The 14,475-nt window shown below is 70.9% G+C and carries 14 protein-coding genes; all 14 read left to right on the top strand.

Features of this window, described 5'->3' with window-relative positions; all coding sequences use genetic code 11:
- The first annotated feature begins 6 nt into the window (after nucleotides 1–6).
- The 14 genes from pheT (at nucleotide 7) to tyrS (ending at nucleotide 14,158) form a co-directional block, all read left to right on the top strand.
- Entirely contained in the window at nucleotides 7–2,496 is a 2,490-nt protein-coding gene (gene pheT, locus CEY15_RS02830) for a phenylalanine--tRNA ligase subunit beta (protein ID WP_095717212.1), read from the top strand.
- Nucleotides 2,489–3,313, top strand: coding sequence for a bifunctional hydroxymethylpyrimidine kinase/phosphomethylpyrimidine kinase (gene thiD / locus CEY15_RS02825; RefSeq protein WP_095717211.1), 825 nt, complete (start codon nucleotides 2,489–2,491; stop codon nucleotides 3,311–3,313). Before pheT ends, thiD begins: the two co-directional genes overlap by 8 nt.
- 80 nt (nucleotides 3,314–3,393) lie before the next feature.
- Complete coding sequence (locus tag CEY15_RS02820; RefSeq protein WP_095717210.1) at nucleotides 3,394–4,131, top strand: DUF2786 domain-containing protein; 738 nt, start codon at nucleotides 3,394–3,396, stop codon at nucleotides 4,129–4,131.
- A gap of 69 nt (nucleotides 4,132–4,200) precedes the next feature.
- Nucleotides 4,201–5,238, top strand: coding sequence for an N-acetyl-gamma-glutamyl-phosphate reductase (gene argC, locus CEY15_RS02815; RefSeq protein ID WP_095717209.1), 1,038 nt, complete (start codon nucleotides 4,201–4,203; stop codon nucleotides 5,236–5,238).
- Nucleotides 5,235–5,717, top strand: coding sequence for a hypothetical protein (locus CEY15_RS02810; RefSeq protein WP_095717208.1), 483 nt, complete (start codon nucleotides 5,235–5,237; stop codon nucleotides 5,715–5,717). The genes argC and CEY15_RS02810 overlap by 4 nt, the downstream gene beginning before the upstream one ends.
- Complete coding sequence (gene argB / locus CEY15_RS02805; protein WP_095717207.1) at nucleotides 5,714–6,649, top strand: acetylglutamate kinase; 936 nt, start codon at nucleotides 5,714–5,716, stop codon at nucleotides 6,647–6,649. The genes CEY15_RS02810 and argB overlap by 4 nt, the downstream gene beginning before the upstream one ends.
- Complete coding sequence (locus CEY15_RS02800; RefSeq protein WP_095717206.1) at nucleotides 6,646–7,860, top strand: acetylornithine transaminase; 1,215 nt, start codon at nucleotides 6,646–6,648, stop codon at nucleotides 7,858–7,860. The genes argB and CEY15_RS02800 overlap by 4 nt, the downstream gene beginning before the upstream one ends.
- Nucleotides 7,857–8,798, top strand: a complete 942-nt coding sequence (argF, locus tag CEY15_RS02795) for an ornithine carbamoyltransferase (protein ID WP_095717205.1) — start codon at nucleotides 7,857–7,859, stop codon at nucleotides 8,796–8,798. The genes CEY15_RS02800 and argF overlap by 4 nt, the downstream gene beginning before the upstream one ends.
- On the top strand, nucleotides 8,798–9,292 hold the full coding sequence (locus CEY15_RS02790) for an arginine repressor (RefSeq protein ID WP_176474999.1): 495 nt from the start codon (nucleotides 8,798–8,800) through the stop codon (nucleotides 9,290–9,292). Before argF ends, CEY15_RS02790 begins: the two co-directional genes overlap by 1 nt.
- Before the next feature lie 53 nt (nucleotides 9,293–9,345).
- A complete protein-coding gene (locus CEY15_RS02785) occupies nucleotides 9,346–10,545 on the top strand; it encodes an argininosuccinate synthase (RefSeq protein ID WP_095717203.1) in 1,200 nt (399 codons plus the stop codon).
- Nucleotides 10,542–11,981, top strand: a complete 1,440-nt coding sequence (gene argH, locus CEY15_RS02780) for an argininosuccinate lyase (protein WP_095717202.1) — start codon at nucleotides 10,542–10,544, stop codon at nucleotides 11,979–11,981. Before CEY15_RS02785 ends, argH begins: the two co-directional genes overlap by 4 nt.
- A gap of 5 nt (nucleotides 11,982–11,986) precedes the next feature.
- Nucleotides 11,987–12,208, top strand: coding sequence for a Trm112 family protein (locus CEY15_RS02775; RefSeq protein ID WP_095717201.1), 222 nt, complete (start codon nucleotides 11,987–11,989; stop codon nucleotides 12,206–12,208).
- Nucleotides 12,205–12,855: a DNA-3-methyladenine glycosylase gene (locus CEY15_RS02770; protein ID WP_095717200.1), complete on the top strand. Its 651-nt coding sequence runs from the start codon at nucleotides 12,205–12,207 to the stop codon at nucleotides 12,853–12,855. The genes CEY15_RS02775 and CEY15_RS02770 overlap by 4 nt, the downstream gene beginning before the upstream one ends.
- 31 nt (nucleotides 12,856–12,886) lie before the next feature.
- The gene (gene tyrS / locus CEY15_RS02765) at nucleotides 12,887–14,158 is read left to right on the top strand and encodes a tyrosine--tRNA ligase (RefSeq protein WP_095717320.1); all 1,272 of its coding nucleotides are present in this window, start codon (nucleotides 12,887–12,889) and stop codon (nucleotides 14,156–14,158) included.
- Nucleotides 14,159–14,475: the final 317 nt, after the last annotated feature.

The following is a 14,475-nucleotide window of genomic DNA, read 5'->3' as shown; positions in this document are numbered from 1 at the left end:
CCCACAGTGCGAATTGCGCAGTCCTGGCTGACCGAGATCCTGCAGCGGGCCAACGACGGTTGGTCGGTGACCCCGGCCGAGCTCGACGCGGGGTTCGTGCGCGTCGGCCTCGAGGTCGAGGGCGAGCCGGAGCAGTTGCCCGAGATCTCGGGACCGCTCACGATCGGTCGGGTCAGCAGTATCGAGGAGCTCGAGGGGTTCAAGAAACCCATCCGCTTCTGCCTGGTCGACGTGGGTGCCGGCGAACCGCAGCAGATCGTCTGCGGGGCGCGGAACTTCGAGGCGGGCGACCTGGTGGTAGTCGCGCTGCCCGGAACCGTTCTTCCCGGTGGGTTCGAGATCGGCAGGCGGAAGACGTACGGCAAGCCCAGCGAGGGCATGATCTGCTCGGCGTCCGAGCTGGGGATCGGATCCGACCACAGCGGCATCATCGTCCTGGCCGAGAACACGGCGGAGCCCGGCGACCCGGCCGGGCCGGTCCTCGACGCCGGGGCGGCGGGACCCGACACCGTCATCGAGCTCAACGTCACCCCGGACCGCGGGTACTGCCTGTCGGCGCGCGGCCTGGCCCGCGAACTCGCGTGCGGATTCGGCCTGGACTTCGCCGATCCCGCCGTCGAACAGGGCCTCGGGTCCGAGGGCGAGACCTGGCCGCTCGAGGTGACGGAGGAGTCCGGCGCCCGCCGGTTCGCCCTGCGCCGGGTCACCGGAGTGGACCCCACCGCGCGGACACCGTGGTGGATGGCCAGGCGGCTGCTGCTGTCGGGCGTGCGCCCGATCTCGCCGGCGGTCGACGTGACCAACTACGTCATGCTCGAGCTCGGGCACCCGATGCACGCGTTCGATGCCGCGACGCTCGAGGGCGGTCTCGTCGTCCGCCGGGCGCGGTCCGGGGAGGTGCTCACGACCCTCGACGACGTCGAGCGGACGCTGGACCCCGAGGACGTGGTGATCTGCGACGACCGCGGGCCGATCTCACTGGCGGGTGTCATGGGCGGCGCGAGCACGGAGGTGTCCGGGCAGACCGCGGACGTCCTCCTCGAGGCCGCCGTGTGGGACACCCTCGCGGTGTTCCGGACGATCCGCCGTCACAAGCTCCCCAGTGAGGCGGGCAAGCGGTACGAGCGTGGTGTCGACGCCGCGGCCACGATCGCCGCACTGGACCGGGCGGCGACTCTGCTCGCCGGGATCACCGGCGGCACGGTCGAGGCCTCGCTCACCGACATCGGTTCCGCCCCCGTCATGCCGACCATCGCGTTCGATGAGGGCAGGCCCTCCCGCGTCGCCGGCGTGGACTACCCGACCGGCACCGCGCGCCACCGCCTGGAGCAGGTCGGGTGCACGGTCACCGGGGACGACGAGGTGCTGCTCGCGGTCACCCCGCCGACCTGGCGACCGGACCTCACGCTGCCCGCGGACCTGGTGGAGGAGGTCCTCCGCCTCGAGGGGTTGGAGAACATCCCGTCGGTGCTGCCGACGGCGCCGGCCGGCCGCGGGCTGACCGCGTTCCAGCGCGGGCGTCGTGCGGTCGGCCACGCCCTGGCGGCGGCCGGGCACGTCGAGGTTCTCACCTCGCCGTTCTGTGATCCGTCGGTGTTCGACGCCATGGGACTGGACGACGACGACGAGCGGCGCAGGACGATGTCCGTGGTCAACCCCCTGGAGAGCGAGAAGGGGCATCTCGCCACCACGCTCCTGCCGTCGCTGGTGGAGATCGCCCGGCGCAATCTCACCCGCGGCACCCGCGACCTGTCGCTGTTCTCGGTCGCGCAGGTCTCCTTCCGCACCCCCACCACCGGGGCGGTCGGGATGCTGCCCGTCGACCGCGAGCCGACGCCGCAGGAGAGGGACTCGCTGACGGCCTCGCTGCCGGAGCAGCCCCTGCACGTGGCCGCCCTCTACACCGGCAGGCGCGAACCGGCGGGTCATGCCGCGCCGGGCCGTGACGCCGACGCCCTCGACGCGGTCGAGGCGGCCCGGATCGTCGCCCGTGCGCTCGGGGCCGAGGTCGAGGTCCGTGCGGCCGAGTACGCACCGTGGCATCCGGGCCGGTGCGTGGAGGTCCTGGTCGACGGCACCGTGGTCGGCCACGCCGGAGAGCTGCACCCGGCCGCGTGCGAACGGCTCGGCCTCCCCGCCCGGTCCTGCGCGGTCGAGCTCGACCTCACGGCGATCGGGGCCCGTGAGGTCCTGCCCGCGCCGTCGATCTCGGCCTACCCGGCCGTCAACCAGGACGTCGCGCTCGTGGTGGAGTCCTCCGTGCCGGCGTCCTCGGTCGAGGCGGCCCTGCGCTCGGGCGGCGGGGATCTCCTGGAGAGCGTGCGACTGTTCGACGTCTACACCGGCACCCAGCTCGGTGAGGGTCGCAAGTCCCTGGCGTACGCCCTGAGCTTCCGGGCGGACGACCGGACGCTCACCGAGGACGAGGCGACCCGGTGGCGCACGGCGGCGGTGGAGGCCGCGCAGGCGGCGGTGGGGGCGACGCTCCGTGGCTGAGCCGACCGGGGTCCCGAGGGTCCTGTGCATCGCCGGTACCGACCCGTCCGGCGGCGCGGGCCTGCTCGCGGACGTCAAGTCCGTCGCCGCGATGGGCGGGTACGCGATGGGGGCCGTCACCGCGGTCACCATCCAGAACACCCTCGGGGTCAGCGGCGTACACGCGGTACCCGTCGAGACCGTGGTCGCCCAACTCGACGCGGTGGCGGACGACGTGCGGATCGACGCCGTCAAGATCGGCATGCTCGGCGAGGCCTCCCTCGTCGAGGCGGTGGGGGACTGGCTGCGTCGCCGGAGACCCCCGAACGTCGTCCTCGACCCGGTGATGGTCGCCACCACCGGGGGCAGGCTCGCCAGCGACGACGCCTCCCGCATGCTCCGCGACCTGGTCCCGCTCGTCGATCTGGTCACCCCCAACGTCCCGGAACTCGGTGTCCTGTGCGGGGAATCCACCGCGGGCAGCATCGAGATGATCGTGGAGCAGGCCGAACTCGTCCACGAGCAGACCGGGTGCTCGGTGCTCGCCACGACCGGCGATCTCGAGGACGGCAGTGCCGAGGACGTCCTCGTCCGCTCGGCGGGCGGGTGGCGCACGACCCTGCGACTCCCGTTCGTCCGCGTGGACACGCCGCACACCCACGGGACCGGGTGCTCGCTGTCCTCCGCCCTGGCCACTGCCCGGGTGGCGGCCGATGACTGGGAGGCCGCGTACCGGCGGGTCCGTCCGTGGATGGACGGCGCCCTCCGGGGCGGGCTCGATCTCGAGGTGGGCCGGGGGGCCGGGCCGCTCGACCACACCTGGTTCCTCCACCACTGATCGCCCGGGACCCGCCCCTCTGTCGTACACCTGTGCGAATATTCGGCTCACCACACAGCCGAGACCACCGGGAGTAGCCCATGTCCACCACGCACACCGCCTCCGCCGGGTCCTCCGCCGCGAAGGCGCTCGACCGGGTCCGCAAACTGTTCGCCAAGGCCGAGAGCGTCGCCGGAACGCCGGAGGCCGAGGTGTTCCTCGAACGGGCCTACGGGTTGCTCGCGAAGTACGGCGTCGACGAGGCTCTGGCGAGATCGGGGCCCGATGCGCGACCCGCGGAAGTGACCGTGTTCGATCACGTGGTCGCCGGGAGATACCAGCCGGACCAGGTGGGACTGGTGGCATCGCTGGCCGCCGCGATGCACTGCCGGGCCGTCACCTCCACCCGCGGTGACGGCGCGAGGGTCGTCCACATCGTGGGGGTGCGTCGGCACGTCGAGCGGGTGGGGATGCTCGCCGGCGCGCTCACGGGGGTCATGCTCGCGGCGGCAGCGCACCAGCGGCCGGCTCCCGGCGTCTCGCCGGTCACGCACCGGAAGTCGTTCATGACCGGCTTCGCCTTCGAGGTGGTACGCCGACTGGCCGCGGCCGAACGCGGAGCCGTCGCCGGGAGCGGGGACGCGGTCGGGGCGGGACTCGTCCTGAGGTCGGACGCCCAGCGCGCGGATTCCGAACTACGGCGCCGCTTCCCCTCGGCGGTCCGTGGTGCACGGCGGAGGGTGGGTTCCTCGGGGATCGAGGAGGGGCGTCGCGTGGGCGGATCAGTGGATCTCGGACAGAGCCGCTTCGGCGGGGGACGGCGTCAACTCGGAGCCTGACCGGCCCGGGATCGTCGCGGCCGGCACGTCGGTGTGCAAAAGATTGCAAGCTGATGCATACTTGTGCGCATGGCAATCAAGGTAGCGGTCGCAGGTGCGTCGGGTTACGCGGGAGGGGAGTTCCTCCGCCTGCTCCTCGGGCACCCCGCGCTGGAGTCGGGCGAGATGGAGATCGGAACCCTCGCCGCGGGGTCCAACGCCGGGCAGCCGCTGGTCGAGCACCATCCCCATCTCCTGCCGCTCGCGGAGCGCGTCCTGGTCGAGACCAGTGCGGACACCCTGGCCGGGCACGACGTCGTGGTCCTGGGACTGCCGCACGGGCACTCCTCGGAGATCGCCGAGCAGCTGGGACCGGACGTCCTCGTCGTCGACCTGGGTGCGGACTTCCGGCTGTCCGACGCCTCGGACTGGGAGGCCTACTACGGGTCCGCGCACGCCGGCACCTGGCCGTACGGTCTGCCCGAACTCCCCGGCGCGCGTGAGGCGCTGCGTTCGACCCGCCGCATCGCGGTGCCCGGGTGCTTCCCCACAGGGGCGAGCATCGCGCTGTTCCCGGCGGTGGCGGCCGGACTGGTCGACGCGTCAGGGGTCACGATCGTCTCGGTCACCGGTGCCTCGGGCGCGGGGAAGTCCGCCAAGGTCCCGATGCTCGCCTCGGAGGTCATGGGCTCGGCAAAGGCGTACGGCGTCACGACCCACCGCCATGCGCCCGAGATCACCCAGAACCTGCGGGCGGTCACCGCGGCGCCGGTGTCGGTGAGCTTCACCCCGGTCCTGGCCCCGATGGCCCGGGGCATCCTCACCACCGCGGTCGCCCCGACCACGGCGACGGCGGGGGAGTTGCGGCGGGTGTACGCGGAGGCGTTCGACCACGAACCCTTCGTCCACGTGCTCCCCGAGGGTGTGCAGCCGATGACCGCCTCGGTGCTCGGGTCCAACGCGGTGCAGCTCGGCATCGAGGTGGACGAGCGGGCGGGGCGCGCGGTGTTCACCGCGGCGATCGACAACCTCGCCAAGGGCACCGCCGGTGGGGCGATCCAGTCCATGAATCTGGCACTCGGACTGCCCGAGACGGCAGGACTCAGCACGGTCGGCCTCGCCCCGTGAGTGCGGGCATCCTGTCCGGCGCGGTGTCCGGAGGCCGCACCCACGGTCTCGAATCGTGGTCCGATCCGGTGCGCAACGACGCGGTGTTCTGGGTGGCTCCCGCGGGCGCGACGGCCGTGTTGGAGGTCGAGGGCGAGGGAACCGACGCCGCGGAGTTGCGGTGGAGCACACTGAGCGCCGAGGTCCCGTCGATCCGCGCGGTCGTCCTGCTCGACGGCCCGGGTGCCGGAGTCCCCGGAGAGGACTTCACCTTCACGCACTCCGTCGCCGAGGACGTCGCCCGGATCGTCGGCTCCCGGTCGGGTTCCGAGGTCGGACCGATCGAGGTGCTCGTCTTCCGACCGGACACCGATCACACCCCGTGGCCGGAACCCGCACCCACGGCGGACGGGGTGGAGTTCCGGTTCCGCCACCGCGGCGGTGCCGGCGTCCGTCTCACCCTGACCGTTCCCGACCAGCCCGAAAGAGGACTGACATGACCACCGAGATGAACGACGGGTCGACCGAATTGACGCCGTTCGTCCGTGCCCACGTCCTCGCCGAGGCGCTGCCGTGGCTGCAGAAGTTCCACCACAAGATCGTCGTGGTCAAGTACGGCGGCAACGCGATGATCGACGACCAGCTCAAGGCGGCGTTCGCGGCCGACATGGTGTTCCTCCGGACCTGTGGCCTCAAGCCGGTGGTGGTCCACGGGGGCGGCCCCCAGATCACGTCGATGCTCGGCCGCCTGGGGATGGAGGGCGAGTTCCGCGGGGGATTCCGTGTGACCACCCCCGAGGTCATGGACATCGTCCGCATGGTGCTGTTCGGCCAGGTCGGCCGAGAACTGGTGGGGCTCATCAACGCGCACGGCCCGTACGCGGTCGGGATCTCCGGAGAGGACGCGGGCCTGTTCACCGCGGTCCGACGGACGGCGATGGTGAACGGCGAACCGACCGACATAGGACTGGTCGGCGACGTCGAGTCGGTCGACCCCCGTGCCGTCCTGGACCTCATCGAGGCCGGCCGGATCCCCGTCGTGTCCACCATCGCCCCGGATGCCGACGGCACGGTCCACAACATCAACGCCGATTCCGCCGCCGGCGCACTGGCCACCGCGCTCGGCGCCGAGAAGCTCGTCGTCCTCACCGACGTCGAGGGGTTGTACACCGATTGGCCGGACCGGTCCTCGCTGGTCACGCACCTCGGGACCGGTCCCCTCGAGCGGGTGTTGCCGTCTCTCGAGAGCGGCATGGTCCCCAAGATGGAGGCGTGCCTGCGCGCGGTGCAGGGCGGGGTGCGGGCGGCCCACGTCATCGACGGGCGCGTCGAACACTCCGTGCTGCTCGAGGTTCTCACCGAGGGCGGCATCGGCACCATGGTCACCGAGGGTGACCACGAGATCCGCACGCCGGCAGGAGGAGCGAGATGACCGGGACCGACACCATGTCCCTCACCGCACGGTGGGACAGCGCGCTCATGCGCAACTACGGCACCCCGCCGCTCGAGCTCGTCTCGGGCCGGGGCGTCACCGTCACCGCCTCGGACGGCCGCGAGTACGTGGACCTGCTCGGCGGGATCGCGGTCAACTCACTCGGTCACGCGCATCCGGCGGTCGTCGACGCGGTCAGTCGCCAGGTCGCCGAGCTCGGCCACGTGTCCAACCTCTACATCCACCCGACGGTGGTGGCGCTGGCCGAGCGCCTCGAGTCACTGCTGTCGGTGGACGAGCCCGTCCGCGCCTTCTTCTGCAACTCGGGCGCGGAGGCCAACGAGGCCGCGTTCAAGATCGCCCGTCGGACGGGGCGGTCGCGGATCCTCGCGGCGGAGAACGGTTTCCACGGCAGGACCATGGGCGCTCTCGCGATGACGGGTCAACCCGCCAAACGCGAGCCGTTCGAACCGATGCCCGCAGGGGTCGAGTTCTTCCCCTACGGCGACACCGCCGCGCTCACCGCTCTCGTCGAGCAGGCTCCCGGGGACACGGCCGCCGTGATCGTCGAGCCGATCCAGGGCGAGGGAGGGGTCGTCGAACCCCCCGAGGGCTTCCTGGCCGACGTGCGATCGTTGTGCAGCGAGCACGGGATCCTCATGATCGTCGACGAGGTCCAGACCGGGATCGGTCGTACCGGGGCGATGTTCGCCACGCGGCGGGCCGGCGTGGTCCCCGACGTGATCACCCTGGCCAAGGGCCTGGGCGGCGGGCTGCCGATCGGCGCCTGCCTGGCGGTCGGTGCGGCCGGCGAGCTGCTCACCGCGGGCCAGCACGGGACCACGTTCGGCGGTAACCCCGTCGCGTGCGCGGCCGCCCTGGCCGTCCTCGACACGATCGAGTCCGAGGACCTGATCGCGCACGTCGACCGACTCGGGAAGATCATCGCCGCGGAGATCGAGTGCCTGGATCACCCGCTGGTCGACCACGTGCGGGGGAGGGGACTGCTGCTGGGCGTCGTGCTCACCGCCCCGCTCGCCAAGGCGGTGGAGGGGGCGGCCCGGGAGGCCGGGTACCTCGTCGGTGCCACCACCGCGGACGTGGTCCGACTCGCCCCGCCGCTCGTGCTGACCGAGGAGCAGGTCGCCCGGTTCGTCGCCGGGCTCCCAGGCATCCTCGACGCCGCCACCCCGAAGGAGGCCACCTCATGACCGCCGCATCGTCGTCGGTGCGGCACTTCCTGAGGGACGACGACCTCAGCCCCGCGGAGCAGGCCGAGGTCCTCGATCTGGCGATGCGGCTCAAGGCCGCCCCGTTCTCGGCCCGCCCGCTCGAAGGGCCGCGGTCGGTCGCCGTGATCTTCGACAAGACCTCCACGCGGACCCGGTTCTCGTTCGACGCGGGGATCGCCCAACTCGGTGGGAACGCCATCGTCGTGGACTCCGGATCCACCCAGATGGGCAAGGGTGAGACCCTCTCCGACACGGCGAGGGTGATGTCGCGCTACGTCGAGGCGATCGTCTGGCGCACCTACTCGCAGGACGGGCTCGCCGAGCTCGCCGCGCACTCGGACGTGCCCGTCGTCAACGCCCTGACCGACGAGTTCCACCCGTGCCAGATCCTCGCGGACCTGCTCACCATCCGCGAGAACTTCGGTCGCACCGCCGGCCTGCGCGCGGTGTATCTCGGCGACGGTGCGAACAACATGGGGCACTCGTATCTTCTCGGGTTCGCGACCGCGGGAATGCACATCACCATCGCCGCGCCGGAGGGATACCAACCAACGGGGCAGGTGGTGTCGGACGCCGAGCGCGTGGCGGCGGGGACCGGCGGCTCCGTGAGGATCACGACTGACGTCGACACGGCGGTGGCCGGGGCGGACGTCCTCATCACGGACACCTGGGTGTCGATGGGGATGGAGGACTCGGCGACCGACCGGCTCCGCGACCTGGCCGGTTACCAGTTGGGCCAGGAGTCCGTCGACAGGGCGTCCGACGACGTGATCGTCCTGCACTGCCTTCCCGCCTACCGCGGCAAGGAGATCGCGGCCGAGGTCATCGACGGCCCCCGCAGCCGCGTGTTCGACGAGGCCGAGAACCGACTCCACGCGCAGAAGGCGCTGCTCGTGTGGCTCATGGAGCGGTCGTGATGACGGTGGGGACGGTCAGCAGGACCGCCAGGCACGCCCGGATCGCCGAGATCCTCCAGCGCCGACCCGTCCGGAGCCAGACCGAACTGGCGGAGGCCCTGGCCGAGGAGGGCATCGCGGTCGCGGTGGCCACCCTGAGCCGGGATCTCGACGAGCTCGGGGCCGTCAAGCTCCGGGCCGCCGACGGAGGCGCGGGCCGTTACATCATCCCGGAGGACGGCAGCCGGGCCCCGGGGATCCCCGGGGGCACGGACAGGCTCGGCAGGCTGCTCGGCGACCTGCTGGTCTCGGCGGACCACAGTGGCAACATCGCGGTCCTGAGGACCCCGCCCGGCGCCGCGAACTTCCTGGCGAGCGCCCTGGACCGCGCCAACCTCGACGACGTGGTGGGGACCATCGCCGGGGATGACACCATATTCGTGATGGCCCGTGAACCCGTCGGAGGCGCCGAGCTCGCGGACCGGCTCGCCTCCCTCGCCCGACGCCCACTCTGACATCCACGACCCGACCCCAGACCTTAGAGATCCGAACCATCAAGGAGCACACCATGTCCGATCGCGTAGTCCTCGCCTACTCCGGCGGCCTCGACACCTCTGTCGCCATCAGCTGGATCGGCAAGGAGACCGGAGCCGAGGTCGTCGCCGTCGCCATCGACCTGGGTCAGGGCGGTGAGGACATGGAGGTCATCCGGCAGCGCGCACTGGATTGCGGCGCCGTCGAGTCGATCGTCGTGGACGCCCGCGACGAGTTCGCCGACGAGTACTGCGCCCCCACGATCAAGGCCAACGGGATGTACATGCGGGAGTACCCGCTGGTCTCGGCGATCTCCCGCCCGCTGATCGTCAAGCACCTGGTCACGGCGGCCAAGATGCACGGCGGTACCTCCGTCGCGCACGGCTGCACCGGCAAGGGGAACGACCAGGTCCGCTTCGAGGTGGGCTTCGGTGCGCTCGCCCCGGACCTCGAGGTGATCGCCCCGGTCCGCGACTACGCCTGGACGCGTGAGAAGGCCATCGAGTTCGCGGAGCAGAACGAGATCCCCATCAACGTGACCAAGAAGTCCCCGTTCTCGATCGACCAGAACGTCTGGGGCCGCGCGGTGGAGACCGGTTTCCTCGAGGACCTGTGGAACGCCCCCACGAAGGACGTCTACGACTACACCGAGGACCCGACCCTCAACTTCGCCGCTCCCGACGAGGTCACCGTCACCTTCTCGGAGGGCATCCCGGTGGCGATCGACGGGCGCAAGGTCTCCGTGCTCGAGGCCATCGTGGAGCTCAACCGCCGGGGCGGGGCCCAGGGCGTGGGGCGGCTGGACATGGTCGAGGACCGGCTCGTCGGTATCAAGAGCCGCGAGGTGTACGAGGCGCCGGGCGCGATGATCCTCATCACCGCGCACAAGGCGCTCGAGGACGTCACCCTCGAGCGTGAGCTGGCGCGGTACAAGTCCGGGGTCTCCGACCAGTGGTCGAACGCGGTCTATGACGGCCTGTGGTTCTCCCCGCTGAAGTACGCCCTCGATGCCTTCATCGACAACACCCAGCAGCACGTCTCCGGGGACATCCGGATGGTCCTGCACGGTGGTTCCATCGTCGTCAACGGTCGTCGTTCCGACTCCTCGCTCTACGACTTCAACCTCGCGACCTATGACGAGGGGGACTCGTTCGACCAGAGCTACGCCAAGGGCTTCGTGAACCTCCACGGTCTGAGTTCCAAGATCGCCGCCAAGCGGGACCTCGGGCTGTGAGCGACGCCGACCGGCAGGACGACCGGCACGGCACCAACGCCGGAGCACTGTGGGGTGGCCGCTTCGCGGGCGGGCCCGCCGAGGCGATGGCCGCACTGAGCAAGTCCACGCACTTCGACTGGGAGCTGGCCCCGTACGACATCAGGGCCTCCAAGGCCCACGCCAGGGTCCTGCACCGCGCGGGGTTGCTCTCCGGTGCGGACCTCGACGCGATGCTGGACGGTCTGGACCGCCTCGCCGCGGACGTGGATTCCGGCGCGTTCGGCCCGGCAGAAACGGACGAGGACGTGCACGGGGCCCTCGAACGCGGTCTGATCGACCGGGTGGGTGTCGAGGTGGGTGGGCGCCTCCGTGCCGGCCGGTCCCGCAACGACCAGGTCGCCACGCTGTTCCGGATGTGGTTGCGTGACGCGGTGCGTGAGGTTGCCGGGGGTGTGCTCGACGTGGTCGACGCGCTCGTGGCGCAGGCGGACGAGCACCCCGAGACCGTGATGCCGGGCAAGACGCACTTCCAGGCGGCCCAGCCGATCCTGCTCTCGCACCAGCTCCTGGCGCACGCGCAGCCGTTGCTGCGGGACGTCGATCGGATCCGCGACCTGGACCGCCGTCTCGCGGTGTCTCCGTACGGTTCGGGCGCTCTGGCCGGGTCGTCCCTCGGACTGGACCCGGACGCGATCGCGGCGGAGCTCGGCTTCGACCGCGCGGCGGACAACTCGATCGACGCGACGAGCTCGCGGGACTTCGCGGCCGAGGCGGCCTACGTCCTCGCGCAGATTGCTGTCGATCTCTCCCGTCTGGCGGAGGAGGTGATCGCCTGGTCGACCCCGGAGTTCGGGTACGTGACCCTGGCGGACGAGTGGTCGACCGGTAGTTCGATCATGCCGCAGAAGAAGAACCCGGACGTCGCGGAGCTGATGCGCGGCAAGACGGGTCGGTTGATCGGCAACCTGACCGGGCTGCTCGCCACCCTCAAGGCCCAGCCGTTGGCCTACAACCGGGACCTGCAGGAGGACAAGGAGCCGGTCTTCGACTCTGTCGCCCAGCTCTACCTGCTCCTCCCGGCGATGGCCGGCATGGTCTCGACCCTGACGTTCCACCCGGAGCGTCTCGCCGCGCTCGCCCCGGCCGGATACACGTTGGCCACCGACATCGCGGAGTGGATGGTCCGTCAGGGCGTGCCGTTCCGCGTCGCCCACGAGGCGGCCGGGGAGTGCGTGCGGGTGGCCGAGTCCCGCGGCGTCGGGCTGGAGGAGTTGACCGACGACGAGTTGGCGACCGTCGACCCGGCGCTGACGCCCGACGTCCGCGACGTGCTCACCGTGACGGGATCGATCGCGTCACGGAGCGCACGCGGCGGCACCGCCGGCACCGCCGTGGCCGAACAACGGCGGCGGCTGGGAGAGATCCGTGACGAGCTCGCCCACTGGGTAGGGTGAGCGCCATGTCCGTCATCGATGCCCGTCTGCTGGAGATCCTCGCCTGCCCCGAGGACAAGGGCCCGCTCCTCCTGGCGGGCGACGACACGCTCTACAACCCGCGCCTCCGCCGCGCGTACCGGATCGATGACGGTATCCCGGTCCTACTGGTGGAGGAGTCACGTCAGGTGGATGACGCCGAGCACGCGGACCTGCTCGCCGCCGCGGGCGGAGCTCCACAGGAGTGACCCGGCGGTACGCCGGGGCGGACCCGTTCCGCACGCTGCTCCGCGAAGCGGACCCGGCCGGGGCCGCGCGCGCACTGCTCGGGGGTGTCCTGACCCATGACTCCGTCTCGGTCCGGGTGGTCGAGGTGGAGGCCTACGGCGGACCGGTCGACTCAGCCCATCCGGATCCCGCCGCGCACACCTGGCCGGGTCCGACCCCGCGAAACGAGGTGATGTTCGGCGACGCCGGTCACCTGTACGTCTACCTCAGCCACGGGATCCACCGGTGCGTCAACATCACCTGCCGCCCCGTGGGCGAGGGCGGCGGGGTACTGCTGCGCGCCGCCCGGGTGGAGGGCGGACACCGGGTGGTGGACGACCGCCGGCCGGGGATACCCGTGGAACACGCGGCCCGCGGGCCGGGGAATCTCGGCAAGGTGTTGGGCATCGATCTCTCCCACCGGGGAACGGATGTCCTCGACCCGACGTCGTCGGTCACCTTCCGTCCCGATCCGGTACCCGAGTCGCAGATCCGGTCCGGCCCCCGGGTGGGTGTCTCCCGTGAGGCGGAACGACCCTGGCGGTTCTGGCTGGCGGGCGCCCGGGAGGTCTCCGCCTACCGGCGCAGTCCACGCGCGCCGAGGGTGGCGGACCCCGCCCCGTGGTAGCCCACCGCGTCGATGGGGAACAATGGCACACGTGACTTCCAACATCCTCGAAGACCTGCAGTGGCGGGGGCTCATCGCGCAGTCGACCGACCTCGACGCGCTCCGTGCCCATCTCGACGAGGGCACCGTGTCGTTGTACTGCGGCTTCGATCCCACCGGTCCGAGCCTGCACGCAGGTCACCTGATCCCGCTTCTCACCCTGCGGCGGTTCCAGCTGGCCGGGCACCGGCCGATCGTGCTGGCCGGGGGAGCGACAGGGATGATCGGCGACCCCCGCGAGGTCGGGGAGCGCACCATGAACACCGCAGACACCGTGGCCGAGTGGGCCGAGCGCATCACCGGTCAGCTCGAGCTCTTCGTGGACCTCACCGAGGGGCCCGTGGGCGCCCGGGTGGTCAACAACATGCAGTGGACCGGTCACCTGACCGCCATCCAGTTCCTCCGCGACGTCGGCAAGCACTTCTCGCTCAACACCATGCTCGGGCGTGACACGGTCAAGCGTCGTTTGGACGGTGACGGGATCTCGTACACCGAGTTCTCCTACATGCTCCTGCAGGCCAACGATTTCGTGCAGCTGCGTCGCACCATGGGGTGCACGCTGCAGATCGGCGGCTCCGATCAGTGGGGGAACATCGTCGGTGGCGTCGATCTGAACCGCCGGATGGACGGGGAATCGGTGCACGCGATGACGGTTCCCCTGGTCACCTCGTCCGACGGGAAGAAGTTCGGCAAGTCGACGGGCGGTGGGAGCCTCTGGCTCGACCCGGCCCTGACCAGCGCTTACACCTGGTACCAGTACTTCCTCAACACCTCAGATGCCGACGTGGTCCGCTACCTGCGGTGGTTCTCGTTCCTGGGCCGGGAGGAGATCGACGAGTTGGACGCACTCACCCGGGAGAAGCCGCACCTGCGGGCGGCGCAGAAGCGCCTGGCCGAGGAGATGACCACGATGGTGCACGGGGTGGCGGCCACGGAATCGGTGCAGGCGGCGTCCCAGGCACTGTTCGGACGCGGAGAGTTGACCGAGCTCGACGAGCGGACCCTCCGTGCCGCGCTCGAGGACGCCGGCGCGGTCGAGCTGGGATCCGACGGGCCGAGGACGATCGTCGATCTGTTGGTCGCGTCCGGTCTGTGCGAGAGCAAGGGTGCGGCGCGACGTGCCGTCGGTGAGGGCGGCGCGTACGTCAACAACCAGCGCGTCGACGATGTCGAGTGGGCGCCCGCGACGAGCGACCTCCTGCACGGGGCCTGGCTGGTCCTCCGGCGCGGCAAGAAGAACCTGGCCGGGGTCCGGATCCACTGATCCGGGGGGGTAGGGGGAGACGGCGCCGGTACACACCGGCGCCGTCTCGCATTTCTCCCGTTGACCTGGCGATTTGCGTTTGGGTTCACGTCTGCGTAACTTATTGGAAGTCGCCGAGAGCGAGCCCGGACCGAGAGGCCCGGGCCGAGGTAGGTGGCGGTTTTCAGATGGTTGTGCGGACCCCGGTTTTGACTTGGTGGGTCTGTGTGGCTAGGCTGGAGAAGTTGCCCCGAAATGGGTGGCGAAGAGTGTGAGTCCCTCGTGATCCGGTGGTCGGTGACTGTCCGGGGAGCGGTGTGGTGGTGTTGTTTGAGAAC

Source organism: Dietzia natronolimnaea (assembly GCF_002289575.1).
In the GTDB taxonomy this organism is placed as follows: Bacteria; Actinomycetota; Actinomycetes; order Mycobacteriales; family Mycobacteriaceae; genus Dietzia; species Dietzia natronolimnaea_A.
This window is presented reverse-complemented; position numbering and strand designations above follow the sequence as displayed.

Bases quoted from the DNA above. Each gene is read 5' to 3' on its own strand.
- CEY15_RS02820 (WP_095717210.1), top strand. From the start codon at position 3,394: ATGTCCACCACGCACACCGCCTCCGCCGGGTCCTCCGCCGCGAAGGCG.
- argC (WP_095717209.1), top strand. From the start codon at position 4,201: ATGGCAATCAAGGTAGCGGTCGCAGGTGCGTCGGGTTACGCGGGAGGG.
- argB (WP_095717207.1), top strand. From the start codon at position 5,714: ATGACCACCGAGATGAACGACGGGTCGACCGAATTGACGCCGTTCGTC.
- CEY15_RS02800 (WP_095717206.1), top strand. From the start codon at position 6,646: ATGACCGGGACCGACACCATGTCCCTCACCGCACGGTGGGACAGCGCG.
- argF (WP_095717205.1), top strand. From the start codon at position 7,857: ATGACCGCCGCATCGTCGTCGGTGCGGCACTTCCTGAGGGACGACGAC.
- CEY15_RS02790 (WP_176474999.1), top strand. From the start codon at position 8,798: ATGACGGTGGGGACGGTCAGCAGGACCGCCAGGCACGCCCGGATCGCC.
- CEY15_RS02785 (WP_095717203.1), top strand. From the start codon at position 9,346: ATGTCCGATCGCGTAGTCCTCGCCTACTCCGGCGGCCTCGACACCTCT.
- CEY15_RS02775 (WP_095717201.1), top strand. From the start codon at position 11,987: ATGTCCGTCATCGATGCCCGTCTGCTGGAGATCCTCGCCTGCCCCGAG.